Origin of the sequence: Mucilaginibacter sp. UYP27, assembly GCF_040547175.1 — a bacterium.
Taxonomy (GTDB): domain Bacteria; phylum Bacteroidota; class Bacteroidia; order Sphingobacteriales; family Sphingobacteriaceae; genus Mucilaginibacter.
On sequence record NZ_JBEPPE010000005.1, the window covers coordinates 302,828 to 322,468 of the forward strand.

General features: G+C 40.2%; 20 protein-coding genes. 12 read left to right on the plus strand and 8 right to left on the minus strand.

Translation table 11 applies throughout. From position 1 onward, the window contains the following. The first annotated feature begins 378 nt into the window (after positions 1–378). Both ABIB39_RS17420 and ABIB39_RS17425 read left to right on the plus strand, forming a co-directional pair. Entirely contained in the window at positions 379–1,497 is a 1,119-nt protein-coding gene (locus ABIB39_RS17420) for a sensor histidine kinase (RefSeq protein WP_354431452.1), read from the plus strand. Between the two features lie 283 nt (positions 1,498–1,780). After that, positions 1,781–2,113 (plus strand): hypothetical protein, encoded by a 333-nt coding sequence (locus tag ABIB39_RS17425; RefSeq protein ID WP_354431453.1) that lies wholly within the window; start codon positions 1,781–1,783, stop codon positions 2,111–2,113. 303 nt (positions 2,114–2,416) lie between these two features. On the opposite strand, the gene ABIB39_RS17430 is transcribed toward ABIB39_RS17425, so the two are convergent. Further along, the gene (locus ABIB39_RS17430; RefSeq protein WP_354431454.1) at positions 2,417–2,956 is read right to left on the minus strand and encodes a hypothetical protein; all 540 of its coding nucleotides are present in this window, start codon (positions 2,954–2,956) and stop codon (positions 2,417–2,419) included. A gap of 62 nt (positions 2,957–3,018) precedes the next feature. Between ABIB39_RS17430 and ABIB39_RS17435 the strand changes: the two genes are divergently transcribed. Beyond that, a complete protein-coding gene (locus tag ABIB39_RS17435) occupies positions 3,019–3,609 on the plus strand; it encodes a hypothetical protein (RefSeq protein ID WP_354431455.1) in 591 nt (196 codons plus the stop codon). A gap of 49 nt (positions 3,610–3,658) precedes the next feature. Here ABIB39_RS17435 and ABIB39_RS17440 read toward each other — a convergent pair whose 3' ends face one another. Further along, complete coding sequence (locus ABIB39_RS17440) at positions 3,659–4,531, minus strand: hypothetical protein (protein ID WP_354431456.1); 873 nt, start codon at positions 4,529–4,531, stop codon at positions 3,659–3,661. Positions 4,532–5,059: 528 nt separating this feature from the next. Here ABIB39_RS17440 and ABIB39_RS17445 point away from each other — a divergent pair. The 3 genes from ABIB39_RS17445 (at position 5,060) to ABIB39_RS17455 (ending at position 6,825) form a co-directional block, all read left to right on the plus strand. Next, positions 5,060–5,551 (plus strand): hypothetical protein, encoded by a 492-nt coding sequence (locus ABIB39_RS17445; RefSeq protein ID WP_354431457.1) that lies wholly within the window; start codon positions 5,060–5,062, stop codon positions 5,549–5,551. A 145-nt stretch (positions 5,552–5,696) separates the two neighbouring features. After that, entirely contained in the window at positions 5,697–6,080 is a 384-nt protein-coding gene (locus ABIB39_RS17450; protein ID WP_354431458.1) for a hypothetical protein, read from the plus strand. A gap of 217 nt (positions 6,081–6,297) precedes the next feature. Beyond that, positions 6,298–6,825 carry a hypothetical protein gene (locus tag ABIB39_RS17455; RefSeq protein ID WP_354431459.1) on the plus strand — a complete coding sequence of 176 codons (528 nt, stop codon included), beginning with the start codon at positions 6,298–6,300 and terminating at the stop codon, positions 6,823–6,825. Positions 6,826–6,986: 161 nt separating this feature from the next. Here ABIB39_RS17455 and ABIB39_RS17460 read toward each other — a convergent pair whose 3' ends face one another. Continuing rightward, positions 6,987–7,175 carry a helix-turn-helix domain-containing protein gene (locus ABIB39_RS17460; protein WP_354431473.1) on the minus strand — a complete coding sequence of 63 codons (189 nt, stop codon included), beginning with the start codon at positions 7,173–7,175 and terminating at the stop codon, positions 6,987–6,989. 422 nt (positions 7,176–7,597) lie between these two features. On the opposite strand from ABIB39_RS17460, the gene ABIB39_RS17465 reads away from it, so the two are divergent. Next, positions 7,598–7,966 (plus strand): YybH family protein, encoded by a 369-nt coding sequence (locus ABIB39_RS17465; protein ID WP_354431461.1) that lies wholly within the window; start codon positions 7,598–7,600, stop codon positions 7,964–7,966. A 321-nt stretch (positions 7,967–8,287) separates the two neighbouring features. Here ABIB39_RS17465 and ABIB39_RS17470 read toward each other — a convergent pair whose 3' ends face one another. The 3 genes from ABIB39_RS17470 to ABIB39_RS17480 are packed head-to-tail and all read right to left on the minus strand — an operon-like array spanning position 8,288 to position 10,372. Then, positions 8,288–9,169 carry a glycoside hydrolase family 130 protein gene (locus tag ABIB39_RS17470; RefSeq protein ID WP_354431462.1) on the minus strand — a complete coding sequence of 294 codons (882 nt, stop codon included), beginning with the start codon at positions 9,167–9,169 and terminating at the stop codon, positions 8,288–8,290. Continuing rightward, the gene (locus ABIB39_RS17475; protein ID WP_354431463.1) at positions 9,166–9,942 is read right to left on the minus strand and encodes an SDR family NAD(P)-dependent oxidoreductase; all 777 of its coding nucleotides are present in this window, start codon (positions 9,940–9,942) and stop codon (positions 9,166–9,168) included. The genes ABIB39_RS17470 and ABIB39_RS17475 overlap by 4 nt, the downstream gene beginning before the upstream one ends. A 1-nt stretch (position 9,943) precedes the next feature. Then, entirely contained in the window at positions 9,944–10,372 is a 429-nt protein-coding gene (locus ABIB39_RS17480; protein WP_354431464.1) for a DUF417 family protein, read from the minus strand. A 101-nt stretch (positions 10,373–10,473) separates the two neighbouring features. On the opposite strand from ABIB39_RS17480, the gene ABIB39_RS17485 reads away from it, so the two are divergent. The 5 genes from ABIB39_RS17485 to ABIB39_RS17505 all read left to right on the plus strand — a co-directional run bounded on the left by ABIB39_RS17485 (position 10,474) and on the right by ABIB39_RS17505 (position 14,145). Beyond that, a complete protein-coding gene (locus ABIB39_RS17485) occupies positions 10,474–11,166 on the plus strand; it encodes a response regulator transcription factor (RefSeq protein WP_354431465.1) in 693 nt (230 codons plus the stop codon). Next, on the plus strand, positions 11,163–12,620 hold the full coding sequence (locus ABIB39_RS17490; protein ID WP_354431466.1) for a histidine kinase dimerization/phospho-acceptor domain-containing protein: 1,458 nt from the start codon (positions 11,163–11,165) through the stop codon (positions 12,618–12,620). Before ABIB39_RS17485 ends, ABIB39_RS17490 begins: the two co-directional genes overlap by 4 nt. Before the next feature lie 66 nt (positions 12,621–12,686). Then, positions 12,687–13,163: an RNA polymerase sigma factor gene (locus tag ABIB39_RS17495; RefSeq protein ID WP_354431467.1), complete on the plus strand. Its 477-nt coding sequence runs from the start codon at positions 12,687–12,689 to the stop codon at positions 13,161–13,163. Between the two features lie 83 nt (positions 13,164–13,246). Next, positions 13,247–13,573: a DUF6799 domain-containing protein gene (locus tag ABIB39_RS17500; RefSeq protein ID WP_354431468.1), complete on the plus strand. Its 327-nt coding sequence runs from the start codon at positions 13,247–13,249 to the stop codon at positions 13,571–13,573. A gap of 230 nt (positions 13,574–13,803) precedes the next feature. After that, complete coding sequence (locus ABIB39_RS17505) at positions 13,804–14,145, plus strand: ATP-binding protein (RefSeq protein ID WP_354431469.1); 342 nt, start codon at positions 13,804–13,806, stop codon at positions 14,143–14,145. 626 nt (positions 14,146–14,771) lie between these two features. On the opposite strand, the gene ABIB39_RS17510 is transcribed toward ABIB39_RS17505, so the two are convergent. Further along, complete coding sequence (locus ABIB39_RS17510) at positions 14,772–17,978, minus strand: chemotaxis protein CheB (protein WP_354431470.1); 3,207 nt, start codon at positions 17,976–17,978, stop codon at positions 14,772–14,774. 81 nt (positions 17,979–18,059) lie between these two features. Then, positions 18,060–19,232 carry a PAS domain-containing sensor histidine kinase gene (locus tag ABIB39_RS17515; protein ID WP_354431471.1) on the minus strand — a complete coding sequence of 391 codons (1,173 nt, stop codon included), beginning with the start codon at positions 19,230–19,232 and terminating at the stop codon, positions 18,060–18,062. Between the last annotated feature and the right edge of the window lie 409 nt (positions 19,233–19,641).

The window sequence follows — 19,641 nt, forward strand, 5'->3', positions numbered from 1 at the left end:
CTTCGCCTGTATTTACCATTTTAGCCAACACGAAGAAAGTCTTTTTCACTACGATCTTCGAGCCTTCCTTCAATTCCTTTACTGGGGTGATCTCTGTTAAGCCGATATCCGATACTCCTTTGGCTATGGGTACCCGTTCAAAGACAATTTCATTGGCATCCTGTTTCTTAACCCGGAAAATATAATCCTGGCCGCCGTTACAGCTAAATTAGCTGCTGGTGGAGGCTGCACTGTATAAACAGGCAGAGAATCCCATGAACGATCCTCATAACGTCTGAGTGCACAAAATCTAACTTTTTTGTAATTAATAATTAATTTATTATCACAAAATAATCTTGCCGTTGTATATATCTGTATCAATCATTTGAAAGGATGGATATGGATGATAAAAATACATCACTGATAAACGGAATAGAGGGGCAGGGCCAGTTATTAATCGCGGCTTTGAGTGCGTCTATAAGTGGCATTGTAATAACAGATTGGTTGCAGACTGATAACCCAATAATCTTTTGTAACAGCGCCTTTGAAGAAATGACCGGCTTCAGTCAAGAAGAAATACTAGGCAGGAACTGTAGGTTTTTGCAGGGAGAAAATCGGGAGCAAATTGGCAGATTTAAATTGCAGGAAGCATTGTCAGCAGGTATCGAATGCCATGTTGAACTGGCAAATTACCGTAAGGACGGCACCTTGTTTTATAATGAGCTTTACATTGCGCCGATTAAAAATCATAATGAAATTGTAACTCATTACATTGGTATACAGAATGATATCACCGTGCGAAAGCAAAAGGAAATATCATTAGAGTTAGAATTAAAATTACAAAAGCAAAAAGATGAATTTACGAATCTTGCCAGCCATGAATTAAGAACACCGATTACAAGTCTGCGGGCAACGCTCCAATTAATAAATCGCATCATTAAGGAAAAACAAATTGAAGATGAACGGCTTATTGAATTAGCTCAAAATGCGGAGCGTCATACGAAAAAGCTCGGCTCACTCGTTGACGATTTATTGATAACAACCGTATTACCAAATGAGGAACTTGCTCTTAATAAAACAGTTTTTTCATTCTTAGAGGTAATAGACGGCTGTTGTAATCACATTTCGATGAACGGCACACATATCGTAGAGAAGGCCGGAGATATGACGTTGAAAATTTGTGCTGACCAACATAAGATTGACCAAGTAATGATCAATCTACTAAATAATGCGATAAAATTCGCTCCCAAATCTAAAAATATAATTATCGGAGTTGAACAAATTAATAGTTTTATTAAAATATCTGTAACAGATAAAGGCATAGGAATTGCCGAAAAAAATATCGCTTCTATCTTTGAACGCTTTAAAAAGGTGGATAATGGACAGCACAGCCAGTCTGGACTTGGAATGGGTCTTTATGTTTGTTCTGAAATCATTAAGAGGCACGGAGGAAAAATTGGAGTTGAAAGTGTTCTGGGACAAGGATCATCCTTTTGGTTCACTCTTCCTGAAAGGTAATTCATATATATTCTGCAACTTAATTTTGTTAAAGGAACCGACAGATTTAAGGATAACAAAGGATCGTGGATGGTGCTGAAAAAAATAAATGAGCCGGATTGTCCGCTGCAGATCAAAGCAATTTACTGGGATGGAAAAATGAAAAAAGCGGTGGTATTCGAACAGCAAAATTGAGCAAATGAGGTATTTAATATTGGCAATATTGATCTGCTTAAACGGTTATTTATTGTTTTTTCTGTCAAAAAAATATGAACGTCCGGTCCTTCTAAAAGCTTTTTCGGTTATGATACCTGTTATCATCATTTTATTCTTCGGAATTGGCTTTGTAGGTAAGGTCCTGCATATTCCTATGAACTACATTACCAGCCAGGCATTAATTTCGGGCATGATGTCGCTGATCGTGATCGCTATAATCAATTTTGCCAACCAGTTCTTCTTTTATATGGTAGATGCGATCATAACTTTTCACCAAAAAAACAATGCCGGTAATATAGGCAGGCAACCCATTAAATTCTTCATTGATCATCATACCCGGTTAAAGCAGGTTGCTACTTTGATCTGGTTCCTTGGTTCTGCTTTGATGCTGTATGGAATTTGGTTTGGTGATATCCGTTGAAAATTTCATGTATGAAAGCATTTTAAAATAGCCTGTTACCTGCTGCTAATAACTTTTATCCCTGTTATAGCCATATTTTGCAGGAGAGCATATAGGTTTTATCCGCAACAAGGGCTTTCTGATATAGGCCAGTCGCAAGATTATACCTACAGCCGCTATAGCAGCAGCAACGGTAAGGTTTATGATCTTAAAGTCGAATCGGGGTACTTTCTAGATTGCTCAGCAGTCCCTATTTCTATCTGATTGAAGCAATAGGTTCGTTTTTTAATTGTTGTTAGAGGTTACTCTAGCCAACAACAAATTTTATTTAGTCTCTGATACTAACATATAAAGACGGTTAATTTCAGGATCTAATTTTGCATTAATTGATTTCATCGACGCCATCTCAATAAAACTAAAATTCTGCCGGCCTAAGGTTGGAGAAAAAGTTTCGCCGGACATGAACCGGATATAGACTTCAGGCGTGATCCAATAATACGCGCGCGTATCGCCATTGTCAGTAATTTTTTTGGTTGGCTGATGGTATTTGGCTAAAAGAGTCTTCAACACTTTCTTTGTTGTAGCGGTTAGTTGCGTACCCGCATAATATGAAGTAATCGCACCGCCCGCCCCTGTTATGCGCACTTCTTCTTCCATATTAGTACCCTCAAAAAGGCAATCAGTTGTATTTTTTACACGATAATCAATAAGCCCTCCATCTCGCGGGATCTTTTCATGTACAATTGACTTCAACAAAACCTCCGGATTTTCGTTAAATATTAAATGGTTGAGATCAACTTTTTGAGGTGTAAAACCGCATGCCGATAGTAATAGCGAAAAAACAATTAATAATTTCTGATTCATAAGAATTGAATAACCTATAATAATTGATGCTACGAATACAATTTAACCCGGCTACATTGAAAATGTTCGCATCGAAATTTTTGCAATCGTTTCAACATAGGATAAGCAAACCAATCATCCTGTTCTTTGCATTGCTGTTTTTGCATCAACAGGCGCAATCCTCGTTGATGATGCCACACGAAAAAACAGCATATAACATCAGCTATTCACCAGTTAAGGCAGATTATGGTCGTAAATTTAATTATAAGCCTGTCAGTATGATAATTGAAGGCTTGTATAAAACCGAGCCTACAGATAATTCTTCTGACAATTGCGAGATATCTGTCAGGCTCATAAAATCTAGAACTGGCTATATATATCGACTTACAACTTATAATAAAATTTATAGCGGTATACTTAAAATAACTAAAGGCGAAAATCCAAATGAAGTGAATCTATTATTCAAAGGCATTAAATGGGCTTCGAACGAAGGGGATATATCGACTTTAAAAGAAGAAGAAGATCCGCCAAAAATTAAAACACCCATTGGAATAGATGCCATCCTGCAGAATGAGGAAATCCTGATTCAAAACACTGGTAATTCGATGAATCACTACGTAAAGCTAGCGTCATGTTATCAAAAATACATTCGGATGGTGAAAGTGAAAAGTTAAATCACAAGTGTTGTAAAATATTGATCATTTAACTTAGGGTGTGATAAAGTCACCACTGTTCTCTGACAAACCGTTTTAACGCGTCGGCATCAACCGATTTAAATTTCAGAACCTCGGCTAGTTTTTCCAGCGCTACACTATAAATCTCATTATCCGGATGTTTAGTTTTAGATACCTTGCGACCTTTCCAATCGTAAAAAACTATTTTTTTACCAATTTTACTGTAAGTTATATCGATGCTGTTTTTACCCATACAAGCTAATTGATAGCCCGAATTTACCGGTTTGATCTCCAGGTTTTCCGGATTGTTATTGCTGTACATTGTCAAGATATAACCAACAGTTTGATATTGATCCACTTCCCGTATAATATCTACTATTCCCTTTTTTACGGTTACCGGTGTAACCTCAATGCCACTTTGCAGGCGGCCGTTAACAAACGTATTTTTCTTGCTTATTGCCGTAAAGCTGTTCTCTGTATCTTTTACCCTACTGGCAGGAAGCAGGTCATTAAAAACCTGGAATAAGCGTTTCCCGTTCTGATAGAAATCAAAGATGAGCCAGATGTTGGTCCCCGGATAAATAAAGAAACCATTATATGGCTTTCCGTTCTTTAAATCACCAATGAGATAAGTATCGGTGATACTATTCGGCATCATCTTAAAATATGGCTGAGTCAAGGCTGAATAAGTATTGTCGTAAAGGCGTGGTTTTCTGTTGAGTTGTTTTACGAGTTGGTGCCTAGTGTTGTAGCAATCATAGGTAAGCACATAGCTTTTGGATAATTTATTATTGAACTTACATTCCAGACCGTTGCGATGTGTAGTCAACTGGTTATTTAAAGTTAAGTAAAGCCGGGCCGTATCCGGTTGCTGGCCGAAGGTGCCAACCGGGATCAGCAACAGCAGAATGAGATACTTCATAATTGTAAAAGGATACTTCTGCGGCAATTGTTTGAATATTAATCTGTAAAACTAATGCCGTACCGGGTGGTTATTAATATACATCATGATTAAAACCTATTGTATATTATTACTATCAATTTGCATGATCAGTGTAAGCCACGCCCAAATACCTGATACTTATTATGGCGTGGCATTGACCCGAATCACTTCCGATAGCTCGACACGTGATACCAGCAAGTTACTTTATTGTCGAAATATTTCCGGGTCCCTACTTTTGGTTTACACGGTTTCGGAGGGTGTTGTTTCGACCGCAACCGCCTACCATATCAGCGCCGGAACGCATGGTCTTTATCTATACCCGTTACCCATATTCAGCGGCCAAGTTAAGCCGGATAGTTTAAGGATCGATTTTAAAGACCTAGAACATACCGTCCTGATCAACTCGAAAGATCGTTACGTCCTTTATCCTGCTTACTACGCCTTATTAAAACAGGAAGTTTCCTTAAAGCATTCGGTCATGTCCCTTTAGGTTTACTGGCAGACGCGATGGGTGATTACCCGATTGAAGATGCCCTTCCACTAATAGGATATACGCCCCAGGTGAGCCAACAGATACAACATGCCCGGAGAGTAACTCAACGTAGCCAGGCCGACCGCAATGATAAATGGGAATGTGCGTACCGATATAATAAAAACAAGAAACTGCTCTCCGTTAGCGCTGCTGACGGCAAAATGATTCGTTTCCGTAAGCAGGTCAGTTACAAAGGGGGCCGCATTAGTTATATTCGATCTTATCTGAATATAGAAGACCGACAGATTACCGATAAGATCACCAGTTTTACCTCTAACGACCGCTTATTGCTAAAATGGCAAGAACATGTATTGGAAACGGGTAAAAACCGGGAAATAGACCTTGCTACCACCTTTGTCCGGCATGAACTGGGGATGTTGCGAAAATTGGACCTCTCCCCCGCAGAAATTTTAAACCTATTTAAACCAGCTCATAACAATGGCCACACTAAAAATTACGTTGATTAGTTTACCTCTCCTATTGTTAATAACTGCTTGCGGACAAGGCCCACAAGGCCAGCATCATCGAAAAAATCTTGAAAAGCCAATTGTAAATTATACCGGACCGTTTGATTTGTCGAAACTATTATTCTAGGAAAATTTACCGGAATTAATGAAAGCGCAAGGAATTAAAAAAGAGACCAAAGATTCCCTGGATTTAACCCTGCTGAATTACGAAGTATTTAGGAGCGGTGACCCTAAAATGCTGAGTTTTAAAGGCACCGGATTCTCGGGTACCTATGGAAAAAATAAGAATCATGTACTATTCCATTACAGCGAGGATAAAGGTGTACTGGCGTGTTATGCGCTAACGCTTTACGATCAGCAACAAACGGATGTACTTATTGGCTTGTTAGCGAAAGCCGGCACAATGACTTTCAAGCAAACTCATCTTCCTAAAGGATCAGTGGAAATTGATGTGGATGGAAACGAAGTTAAGCCGGGCAAGGATACAAGAAAACCAACCGAGTATGGGAAAACAAAAAAGAGGGTTTAACCTATTTTCTTAGCGAAATAGGATCACGAAAAAGTCTGACTACAGAACTTATCGCTTTAAAAAGATCAACTCAGTTTGGTAAAGAATGGATCTTAACGGAACGGTTGGATTGGTATGTAAATGAAAAAAGTGAACCTCTGAATTAGGTGCTGTCTTGTAACTACAATTTCAAACAAACCTTTAGGTGAAACATAACTAATGGTTTAATATAATATACATGATCTATAACCAATCCACTTTCATTGCGGAAGACAGTGAACCAACTGTTCATTTAAAATGTGGCAACATGCGTGTCGCATTTCTACCTCTTTGCATGGTTTTTTGGATTTTTAGCTTCCTGTTTTTGTGCCAAATGGCAGCACATAATGCTAATCCCAAACTTGCATCGAATGCTCAGGCCTTAAACAACTATTTCGGCCATCATGTTGCCGCATTCATGTCTGGCCCGGTCATTATTTTAGCCACGATTTTGTATTTTCACTGGAGCCGTAAAAAGTTTACGTGGTTTAACGGGGTGATGCTGAATGATCAATCCATAGATGTAATCCATTATGAGTTCAGGAAAGTGATCAATAATGTCACGTTCTTTTACCATCAAACAGGCTCAAAGCTTCACATCATTTACCCAGTTACCTCTCAAGATGGTACCAAATTCCCGAATGTAAAGTTGATGAATAAAGAGGCCGCTTTTAATGACATACAGGTCGCGTTTTTTGAAAAGCAAATTGCAAAGCTCAACTGCTAAAGAAAAAACATTTTGGTTCTTTCCAAAAGAGGTGATCATATCCTTCCTCCTCCTTATTATTATTATTGCAACCGCGTTTTTATCTAGCTGAATCTTACTCATCAACACCTCAAAATCGCAGGAAATATTAAATGCTAATATATCCGTTAGAGATTTCCATATTAAATATTAACTCCAATGTTTATAAAATTACTACGATAGTTAGCTGGAGAAAAATTTGTATTTTTTTTAAAGAAATGACTGAATTCTTCAGGAGAATTAAAGCTAAGCTCGTATGCTATTTCTTTTACAGTCGTCGAACTAAATTGTAATGATCGTTTCGCTTCAGCAACGCGCTGACCATTGATGATCTCCTTGGCTGCTTTTTTTTTTGCAGCATCGCTTGCTCAGGTCGCTCAACCTGCGCGAAGTGATCCCCAACATTTTTGCATAATCACTTACTTCCCTGTTGGTTTTAAACCTTGAACTTAATAAGTCTATAAAACTTCGATAAAGCACATAATCCTGGCTATCATATGCTGTCTTGTGGATATTCCGACGCCATTGATCACCCTATTCTGAAATTACGATCAATTGATTCCGGAACACTTTGACCAGATTAATCTCTTGATAGTCAATTTTAATTTCTATTATTATCTACACAACCGGATGGTCTACATCCTACTGATTAGCCTGGTCAAGGCTCCCGGAATATCCAGCCTGCCTATCTTTTCTGGTTTTCAATCAGCAGTCAAGTGGACAGGCGTTACCCGGGATCAAAAAACAAATTGAAATGGATAACAAGATTTATTTTAACCTATTTAAAAAAAAGGATACCGCCATTGTTGGTCTCTATACACATGACGCCTGGTTGATGCCACCGAATACTGCTACCATCCGTGGGAAAGCAGCATTAATGAAAGATTTTCAAGATACGTATAACGCCGGACAAGTCCTTGGGGTTAAATTCTCAACAATTGACATATATGGCAATAACGGGGAATTTATTACTGAAATAGGCAATTGGCAAGTTTTTGGATCTGATGGTAAAGTAATTGATAAAGGCAAATATTTAAAACTTTGGAAAAACACCGTAAACGGCTGGAAAATATATCGAGATGTATTCAACAGTGATCAGGAACGGCTTAAAAGCAATAAGTAATATACTCGCCGGAATTCGTGGTTCGAAAGATTTAAAAAGAAAATCTCCTTAAGAAAAGTTTTTTTAGCCAAGTATACTTTTATTTTAAGTTCATGATCTTTTATGCTGTTTCTGATACTTTCATTCAGTTCCCACCTGTAAATCATTGAAAGTTTGGAGTTACCTCAATAAATGGTTCGAATTGTGTCCAGTCTGGGGAGCAGCAAAATCAATGATTTATCCCCACCATGGCGAGTGGGGACTTCTTTGCATAAAATTTGTAGAAAACCTAAAGCATAGTTAATACAACGCGGTCACCTCCAGGTGGTGTTCTATTTCAAATCAATTACTTATCTCAATGATCGCCCTGTAGGTCGTTTTATCGGCGGTTGTGTAATACAACCAAATCTGGTCATTCATCACCACGGCCGAAGCTGCAAACGCAATATCCGTTTCGCCTTTTTTAGCTTTAGCCGGAGTAATTAATGGCTTATCGCTTCGGGCAGTTATTTTGCCTTTTTCATCCAGTTCGGCCCAACCAATACGCCAATGGGCATCAGGGTCTGAACCATTATAAAACAAAACCGTTTGACCTTGTGGCGTGATCACCACCGGGCCGGGACTAAGGTGGTAAGCATCCCAACTATCTTTAACCGCAGGCAGATACTCGCCTTTGATCTTCCAGGGGCCTTTGGCATTCTTGATCCCTGCCACGCCCAATTTCGACCGTTTTTCATTAGCATATTCAAAAAGCAAAAACCACTTACCGTTCTTCAATTGCGTTACCGTAGCTTCTTTTGGGTTGATGTATGGTGTTTTGCTGGGTATAGCGGTAACTGAGAAAGCTAATTCATCTAAGGTTTTACCTGTTGCTAAGATCAATTGTCCCTCCATTTTCGTTTGATTCCAGCCGGTATAATACACCAAATACTTTTTGCCCACGCAGACCACGGTTGGGTCTTCGCAGCCATCCTTATCGTAACTTTTAGTGCTTGGAGCGATTACCGGCCCGTCACTCATGTGAAAGTCTAACCCATTTTTCGAAGTGCCGCTGTAGATCCGAGCCACCTTTTGGGTCGCATCTTCAGAGGTATTGACGGCGCGCATCAAGATACGATACCCGCCGCCTTCCTCCCACACAAATGGACTTAGCTGGTACATCCCCGACAATGGTGAACTGCACTTCAGCTTTAACTTTTCGTTTTTAATGACCTTGTACTTCATGCGCCTTGTCCTACGTTTTGGGATAGACCACCGTCCAAAGTAAAGGTTTGACCAGCCGCATAGGCCGAATCTTCCGAAGCCAAGTAAGCGATCAGTTTGGCTACTTCCCAAGGCTCGGCGGCACGTTTCCAGGGGATACTTTGTACCTGTTCTTCTAACTTTTTCGGGTCGTCTATGGCTTCCTGGTTCATAGGTGTTAACACCATCCCAGGCGCTACATTATTTACATTGATCCGCATTTCAGCCAGTTCAAGCGCTAAACAACGGGTCAGATTGCGTACTGCGCCCTTACTGGCGCAATATTCCGCTGCCCCTGCACGCGGGATATCCTCATGTACCGAACTGATGTTAATGATCTTTCCCTGGCCTCCGGCTTTCTTGCGAAGCGCGATAAATTCCTTGCAATTATAAAATGTGCCGAACAGGTTAGCTTTGATCGTTTCCTCAAAAACCTCGATATTCATATCCACTACCGGCACACCCGAGGCGTCGATACCTGCGGAGTTGACCAAAATATACGGCGTACCTAATGATTTAGTGGCTGCAATAAAAAGCTTTTGCACCGCTTTGAAATCCGAAACATCGGTTTGATGCAACAGGCCTTTAGCTCCATTGCTTTCCACCATTTTCAGCGTTTCGTTCGCGCCTTTTTTATCGTGCAGGTAACTGATTACAATATCGGCACCTAAACGGCTCAGTTCGTTGGCCGCCGCTTGTCCAATACCAGAATCGGCACCAGTGATCACGGCAATTTTATCTTTTAATGGTTTCATATTATGCTGTCTTTGTTTGTGAACGCTCCAAAACCTGTACCGAAATGGCTAAAAAAGCCAGATCTTTTAATAAGAAGAAATCCGTAACCGGTAATCCCTCAGCGATCTTCAAGGTCATGGGCGTGGTCAATAAAAAGCTTAGTGTAGTGAAGAAAATAACGATGCCCATCACGCCACCGATCTTACCGGCTTGTGGGAACCAGAACGAGGCCAGGATCAAAAAACCGGTGATGATCTCGAAAGTACCGATGAGCATGGAGGCGGCACCGACAGACAAAAATTTATACATCCAGCTCAGTAAAAAACTGTTCTCTATATAATGTTTGATCATCATGCCTTCCATGGCCGTAAACTTTAAAAGGCCGATCCAGATCAGCGCGATGGTAATGGCGACTACACCGGTATTGAAACCCGCATTGCTTGTTTTCATAGGTGATGTTTTCAGAGTAGTCGGGTGACAGTCACTAATCCTTACAAACTTTATTTTCCTCAATATTAAAACTTTAACCATTCCTTAAGGTTATTGGTTCTATGAAAAACATCTTGCTGGTAGAAGACGACCCCGAGATCGTTAAGCTCTTAAAGCTGCATTATAAGGCCCCCGATTACCAGCTTACCGCCACCAAAAGTGGCCGTGACGGTTCTGAAAAAGCCTGCAAAGCAGCTTATGACCTGATCATTTTGGATGTAATGCTGCCCGACATGAACGGCATGGAGATCTGTAAACACATCCGGAGCAAAAATATCTCAAGCGCTATTATGATGCTCACTTCCCGTTTTGAAGAAATAGATAAAGTACAAGCACTGGAATTGGGTGCCGATGATTATGTTACCAAGCCCTTCGGGATACAGGAATTGCTGGCCCGCACCAAAGCGTTGATCCGCCGGGCAGAACAACTACCGCAAAACATACCCGAACCTGCAAAAACCATCCACTACAAAGAACTCGACATTGACCGGGTTTTACGCAAAGCCAGCGTTCGCGGGAACAGAGTGGACCTGACTCCTAAAGAATTCGATCTGCTTTTGCTGATGGCTTCACACCCCGGCCAAACTTACACCCGCGACGAATTGCTGGCGCAGGTTTGGGGTTATACCGTTTCCGGTTATGAGCATACCGTTACCGCTCACATTAACCGCTTGCGTCTGAAAATAGAGGCCGATCAGGCCAAACCCGAATATATTTTAACCAGCTGGGGTACCGGCTACCGCTTTGCAGAATGAGCAATAACAGGGCAACAGGCATATTCAGGCGCATCGGCCTGCTGATTTTTATCGTGGTTACGGTATTGAGTATCCTTTTCGTGATCGTCACCTACATGGCTACGACCGAATATTACCAGGCCAGTACACAATTATTAAATAAAGATGTCGCGGCACATATCGCAAAATTTTCTTCGCCATTTGAAGGCGATAGTGTTAACCGCCGTAAAGCCGACTCCGTTTTCTTTCAGGCCATGGTTATCAGCCCGAACGTGGAAGTCTACTTTTTAAATAATGATGGTAAGGTCATCTCTTATCATGCTGCCGATTCCCTCATTAAAATATGGGCCGTTCCCTTGGATCATATCCAACAATACCTGGCCGATCCCAACCAGTTGATCCGCAGCGTTGATCCCAAAGACCCGGAAACACCTAAAATATTTTCCGCAGCGAAAGTGTTCCAAAACAATCAGCAGATCGGGTATATCTACGTGATCCTGGTCAGTAAAGAATACCGCAACGTAGCAGATTTTGTCTTTCGAAGCCGTATCGGTGGCTTGGCGATCAAGATATTCGGCATCATCGTCCTTACTACACTGACCTTCAGTATTCTTTACACTTTTCGATTGCAAAGCCGGTTTAACCGGGTGATCCGTGTGCTGGATAAATTCCGCGATGGCGACCTGAATGAACGTTTTGATGCCAGCAAAAAAGATGAGTTTTACCCGATATCGGATGCGTTCAATAAGATGGCCTGTATGCTGGAAACTAACTTTAACAGGCTGAAAGCTTTGGAAGAAGAACGGAGGGATTTCCTGGCGCATATTTCGCATGACCTGCGCACACCACTATCGGTGGCACGTGGTTACACCGAAACCCTATTGATTGAGAAGAACGCAAGCGCATCGGAACAACAGGCCCATCTTGAGCTCGTGAACAGCAAGATCAGGCAGGTAGAAAAACTGGTGCTGCAATTATTCGAGCTGTCCAAAATGGAGTCCGTCAGCTTCAGCCCGGTTAAAGAACCTTTTATCATCTCGGAAGTTTTGCAAGAATTGGTCAGTGGTGCGCAATTGCAAGGCAGGGTCAAAGAAATCAGGATCATTTGTGAAAATTGCGAAGACCCTTCGATGATCAGTGCCGACATCAGTATGCTGGAACGCGTTCTACAAAACCTATTGGAGAATGCACTAAAATACACACCAGAGCAGGGAGAGATCACCATCAGCCTCACAGATAAAAACGGGCAATTGGTCGTTATGTTTGAGAATACAGGTGAACACTTATCAAAGGAAATGCTCACCTGGCTGAATAGCGAAGGAGATAGCCTCACCAACAGGCCGCAGCATAGCGGGCTGGGACTGGCTTTGGTTAAAAAGATATTAAAACTTCACCAATTTCTCTTTAAAGCAGGCGTAGCTAAAAAGCATAATTACTTCCGTATCGAAATGCCGGTTTACCAGTCAAAAAGTTAGGATTTTGTGATAACTTCTGTGTAAGCCAACGGTTATTTTAGTATTAAAAAACTAAAACCAGCCACCATGCACACCGATCAAACCCTGCACCAACACCAGCGTTATCTTTATGCTTACGCTTTCAGCCGTACCGGCAACCAAGAACTGGCCCGTGACCTGGTACAAGAGACTTATCTTGCAGCTTTGGAAAACCGTAAACCGTTTGAACAACGCTGTTCCCTGCGTACCTGGCTGACATCGATACTCAAGCACAAAACCTATGACGCTTACCGTAAAATGGAGATGGATAAGTTCAAGCTTGGCATATTGCCGGAAGAACCCAGCGCGGAAATGTTCAGTAGCAACTACGAATTACTATCTGTCATCAACAAAGTATTAAGCAAACTACCACCCGTTTGGCAACTTGTTTTTACGATGAAAGACCTCGAAGACCGGCCCGCTGAAGAAATCTGCCGGACGCTCAATTTGAGCCCGGCTAATTACTGGGTAATTAGTCACCGCACCCGGCGTAGCCTCAAAGAAAGCCTGCGCGATTTTGTTTAAATACGCATCAAATGTTATACTTCTGTGATAACTTCTAGACCTGCCATAGGTTAATATTACATAAAACTAAAAAACAAAACACCATGAAAAAATTGATGATGGCCCTGATGGCCGTAACACTGAGCTTTGGCACAATGGCGCAAAGCAAAATGAAAATGAAAGACGGCGTCATGATGAAAGACGGCAAAATGATGGCCATGAAAGACGGCAAGACCATGATGATGGATAAGGACATGACCATGAGCGATGGCACAATGGTGATGAAAGATGGCAAAATTAAGATGAAAGATGGCAAGATGATGATGATGAAAAACGGTGAAAAGATGGGCATGGACGGCAAAATGATGATGAAAAAGCCGATGAAAATGAAAATGTCCAAAATGAAAAAGGACACCATGGGCAAAATGTAAGCTGAAATTGCTTAGTGTAGGTTGAAGGCCGCTTCGGATTAATTCGGGCGGCCTCTTATTATTTAATAACTCTCTGTTAATGATGAGCTATATTTATTTTATGGAACTCGCCAATTAGTTGTAGCATATTAATATTTTGAAAATCGTGTTTTGCGAATATTAACCATAATTTAATAAATATTACCGATGAGATTCATCCCATTATTGTTTGCGATTTCAAAGATGCCCCTGTGATCCGTTTCCATAAGGTGTATTTTGAAAGCATTTTATTGAACCTGCTAACTAACGCGCTTAAATACAGGTCACCGTCACGGCCCCTGTATCTTCAAATCTCAACCAAAACGATAAAAGACAAAATAGAATTGACCTTTGAAGATAACGGCATTGGACTGGATGTTAATAGGCACCGGGAGCGCATTTTTGGCTTTTACCAGAAATTTCATGATAATTCGGACAGCAAGGGTCTGGGACTTTATTTGGTTAAGTCGCAAATGGAAGAACTCGGCGGCACGGTAGCTATAGAAAGTGAGGTTGATAAAGGCACCAGATTAATATTGAGTTTCAAAATATAATTGTATGTTAAAAAATGGGATTCGGCCTTATTTGTTTATTGATTAGTAAAAAAATGCATGGTAAAGTCCTGTGCCGGGGGGACGTAATTTTACGATATTGGGGTAGAGACCATGCAGAAGAATAATTTCAAAATATTCAGGTTCATTGGCGAGCTTTTCTCCCATTAACCGTGTTTTAGCTTTACAACGAAATAATCTCGTAGCATCACAATTCGATACTTCATTGCACTCGCAAGTTATTTCGTGTGTTACAAAATATGCGACAGAGATACCCTCCAGTATCCGGGAAAAACGACATAGCATATCACTTGAAAATATTAAAGGCGCGTTGACATTTCTTAATTCAAGTATGCATGAAATTTTTAGGTAGTCAATGGCCTGGCTTTTAGTTAAGTGGAAGCCATAGCTACTGAAAAGCTCGTGACAATTCTCATCTAAGATAAAAGATGCGAACGGCCTCAAATCCTTTGGTAAGTTCTGCCGTCTGTTCGTTTTAATGAAAGGTAAAAAAAAAGGTCATGACCGGTATTGAATTGATTCAAAAACCCCTCATCATCTCGGTAAGCACTAAAATGGCTGTTTTAATATGTGTTTAGACTTAGGTTTAGTGAATAATGAAATTATCTTTAATTCAAAGAGGTAGTGACTGCGATATGTTCTGGTTCTTCTTTTAAATAGATCATAAATGTACTGCCTTTCCCTGGCTCACTTTCCACCACAATATTCCCGCTTGCTGCATTAACTATTTTTTTTGCAAGGTACAAGCCTATACCGTGACCTTCAACTTCCTGGTTTAATCGACCATACATATCAAATATTTTATCAATTCCGCCTTTTGGAATACCCTTACCATTGTCCTGGACAGATAGTAAAATAAAATCACCTTTTTTTTCTGTGCGATTATTTATAACCGGTATTTCGTCGCGCCGGAATTTAATTGCGTTAGAGACTAAATTATAAAGGATACTACGCAAGTTCTTTTTTGAAAAATATATATGTTTAATTTCTAAATCCCTATTAATGATCGCACCGGAGTCGTTGATCTTGTTTTCTAAACTCCACTCAATATTGTTGATGATATCATCAACATCAACAACTTCCATTTTTATCATGTCATTCTCGACCTTTGCAATGGTGCCAATATCCGTTATCAGTTCTCTGAATTTTTTCACTGATGTGTTGATGATTGTTAAAAAGTCCATCAGTTTAACATCAGTGAGCTTAATTTTATTCATGATATTAATACTGGTTTCAATATTGCTCAATGGCGCTAACAGATCATGGGAGGCCGCATGGATAAAGTGGTCCAGGTCGGCATTAATCCTTTGCAGACTTTTATTCTTTTTATCCAGTTCTAATTGTGCTGTTTTTAATTCAGTGATATCGTTAAAAGTGATAATTGCGCCGTTATTCTTCTTATCTGACTGCACATACGGCATGGTCATAATTTGATACCATTTCCCATTATTGGTTTCTATTTCTTTAGTAATAACGGTTCCTTTGGCAATGACCTCTTTAATATCATCCAGTATGGTTTCAAATTTGATATTAGTAGAGATATTACTTAAAGGCCTGCCTATATCGGTTTCCAGCAGGTTGATCTGCTTGACCGTTCCCGGGGAAAAGCGCATCAGGAGCAAGCCGTTACTAATAAATAATTGACCATTAAGGTTACTTCTGAAGTAGTTATTGAGGTCATCGTTAATCTCCAGCAGTTCCCTGTTTTTTAACTGGTAATCCGCATTGATGGTATCCAATTCCTCGTTAACCGATTGCATTTCTTCGTTTGAACTTTGCATTTCTTCATTTGCTGACAATAGTTCTTCGTTAAAAGATTGCATATTTTCATTTGAAGCATCCAGTTCCTCGTAAGCGTTGTGAAGTTTTTCCTTTAATTCTTTGGATTCCTCCTCCAGGTTGACTGTGTATTCATCGAGGTAAATTTTTTCATCGAAAACAACAGCCTCCTTAGGGGACGTGACGGATTTGTTATCACAGAAAGTAACCATAAAGAGATTTTGCTCATCTTTTTTAACGATTAACGGGCTTACAGTAACATTTATGTTTCTGACCTGCTGACCGGTTTTGATCTTTACTTCGGTGATGGTTACCTTTTCGTTAGTTTTCTCCGCCTTTTTTCGGAGCGTATTGAACGCGACAACCAAAGGTTTTGGCAAGAGTTCGACCAGGTCAGCAGTAAAATGTTTCTGAAGCAGGTACTTGGTGGTATCCCCGTATGATTTGACCACCAGGTTGTTTTCATCAATGCAAACCGCGAGATAATCCATTTGGTAAGCGAGGTCGACGTGCATAGCCTCCGCCAGGTTAGTGGTAATATTTTTTCCGGTGTTAGTTCTATTGAATTGCGATGCTGTACGTTTCACCTCCGCTACTTCCGGTAACATAAATGCATCAAAACGTAATACCCGTTTGGTTTCTAAATTCTTGTAGATCTTCCATTTCTTGCTGACCACTTCCAGGTTCTTCATGATAGGCATGGGGTTTTCGCTGGAACCTAAAAACAAATAGCCATCTTTTTTTAAACCGAAAAGCAACATGGTGTAAATTTTCTTTTGCAGAACCGAGGTCATGTAGATGAGCATGTTACGGCAGCTTACAAATTGCATATTACAGTATGGTGGATTTTTCACCATATCATGCTGGGCAAATATGACCATTTTACGAATGATGGGGCTCACCCTGTAGTTAACACCCTCTTTTATAAAATATTTTTCCAGCCGTTCAGCAGATACGCTTTTTGCAATTGTGGAATTATACAACTCTTTCCCGGCGTGCAGCAACGCTGCGCTATCAATATCAGTTGCAAATATTTTAATAATAAGTCCTTCATGACTGTCCGTTAATAATTCTGCCAATAAAATGGCCAGGGAGTATACCTCCTCCCCAGTAGCACAGCCCGCCACCCACAGTTTTAATTCTTCGTCCGGAGCGAGCCTTTTTAAAAGGTCCGGAAAAATATGAGTTTGGATATATTTAAAGGCTTCTTTATCCCTGAAAAAAGAAGTTACACTAATCAAAAAATCTTTGGCTAAAGCTTGAACTTCCGCTGGATCCGTTTTTAAGAAATCAAGGTAATTACCAAGCGTAGTAAAGTTCGAGTATGCAGCCCGGCGTTTTGTTCTCCGCAATAAAGTTGTCAACTTATAGTCTGTAAAATCGAACGGTATTTTTTCTTTGATGAGATCGACAATTGCCTTAATGTACTTTTCATCATCCTGCGAATCCGAAAATAATTCCGCGCCATATTTTACATAATCCTCTATGGCAACAGGCATTAGATTGGGTTCTAAAATAAAATCTACCATGCCGGTTGCTATCGCATGGGTTGGCATACTTCCAAATTCCGATGTTTCCGGATTGCGTGCAATGACCATTCCCCCTGCTTTTTTGATAGCTTTGATACCATCAGTGCCATCGGAACCAAGCCCTGAAAGAATTATACCGATTGCTTTTTTACCACATTCGACCGCAAGTGAAAGAAAGAACCTGTTGATAGTCATGTGCGGGCCTTTAGCTTTACCCTTTGGCGTTAAATACAGTCTGTTGTCTTTAACCGTCATGAATTTATCATGTGGAATCAAAAACACTTTGTTGACCTCTATAGCAACACCATTAGCCGCTTCTACTACTTCAAGCTTGCTGTGTTTGGCCAAGAGTTCAACCATCCTGCTTTTAAAATCTGCCGACAAGTGCTGAACGATAATATAAGCGACACCATCCAGCGGGGTATGGTCAAAAAAAGTATTGATCTCTTCCATGCCGCCCGCAGAGGCGCCAATGGCAATGATATGGTGGGCTTCGGCTACTGGCATGATAGGACTTGAGTTAGAAGAAAATTTAAACTAAATAGAAAAGAAATCTAAATTACGCTTAATTTATTGTATGTCGGAACGTTACGTACCGGGCGGGAGATCCTTAGGCAATATAAACCAAAATGCAGCACCTTTTCCTACCCCCGTATCGACACCGATCTCACCGCCGTGTTTCCGAATGATCTCCGCAGAAATGTACAAGCCGAGGCCTAAACCGGAACCTTGATTGCGATTCTCGTCGACACGGTAATACCTGTCAAATAAATAAGGTACAAACTCAGCAGAAATGCCCTGGCCTGTGTCTATCACAGAAACCTTAACCTTATCGATTAAATCCTCAACATGAATGGTAATTAAATTTGAATCGGGCGCATACTTCACAGCATTGTTAACCAGGTTTACTAATACCTGATCTATCCTATGTTTATCGGCGAACACTTCTAAAGAAAGGTCACCGGTATGTTTAATCTCATGCGTACCATTTAAACGCACATGGTTGCAACAGCCTTCAATAAGTTCTTTTAAAGAAAGTCGTTTTTTGTTTAGCTTTAATTGGCCTTCACCGAGCCTGGTAGAGTTCAACAAATCTTCCACCAAATGATTTAGTTTTTCAACATACCGCTCCGCATCATGTGCAAGTTCTATCACTTTATCGTTGACTAAAGTATCCTTTTTTATAATTCTGTTAAATAACTGCACTACCGCTTTCAAAGCGGTTAACGGAGTTTTTAATTCATGGCTGGCGATGTTAATAAATTCATCCTTATGTAACCTGATTTCTCGTTTAGTGGTAATGTTTTCAATAATTGTAAAACCTAATGTCTCATTATTATCCTCGAATAGTATTGAATTTACATTACACCAGATCAGCGTTCCGTCTTTTTTTCGCAAACAGGTTTCGAGATTGAATGATGGTGATGATCTTTTCCAGAGATTATCTTGTAAAGATTTCCAATGCTGATGGTGTTCTTCAGGGGAGTAATCAAGTATCCTGGTACCAATAAGCTCTTCTTTTCTATCATAACCTAATAAAGATAATAGTGCCGGATTAACTTCCAGAATTCGCAGGTCAGGAGCAATAATTTTATTGCCCAGCCGCAATGATTCAAATACGGTATGGAAGCGAACCTGAGATACCTGATACGCTTCTTGTTCGTCACTTTTAACAGCAGCAAGACGTTGCGAACTTTTTAATTTTAGATTTTCCTCTTTTAAAGATAGGATTTCATTTTTCAGACTTTCAATGGTTTCCATAGGATTATACGAGTATATTCCTTGTACTCCGCAACTAAAAGAAATTAGGGAAGGGGACGATTGCTCATCAACATAAGCAATAAAACAAGATTTTGTTTTAGATAACTATATCAGTAAATACGGTTATCACGACATATTTTTCCTTTTTTGAATCATCAAAATCTTGGGAACCGTGACAGGGGTGTAAACTTTCGTAAGAAAAGATTTCTATCAACAAATGATTGCGGAATAATTGTAGTTCTGAAATAATCCTCGAACTCATCATTTAATTTGATGGGTTTTTTCATTTTCTTGATCGAGCAAGCTTTTTGAACCTGTAACCCTCCCTTAGTTCGGACTGGTATTTTATAGACTTATTTAATTCAAAAATATAATTATTGTTGTTGTAACTGTGGGGATGTTGGAAACT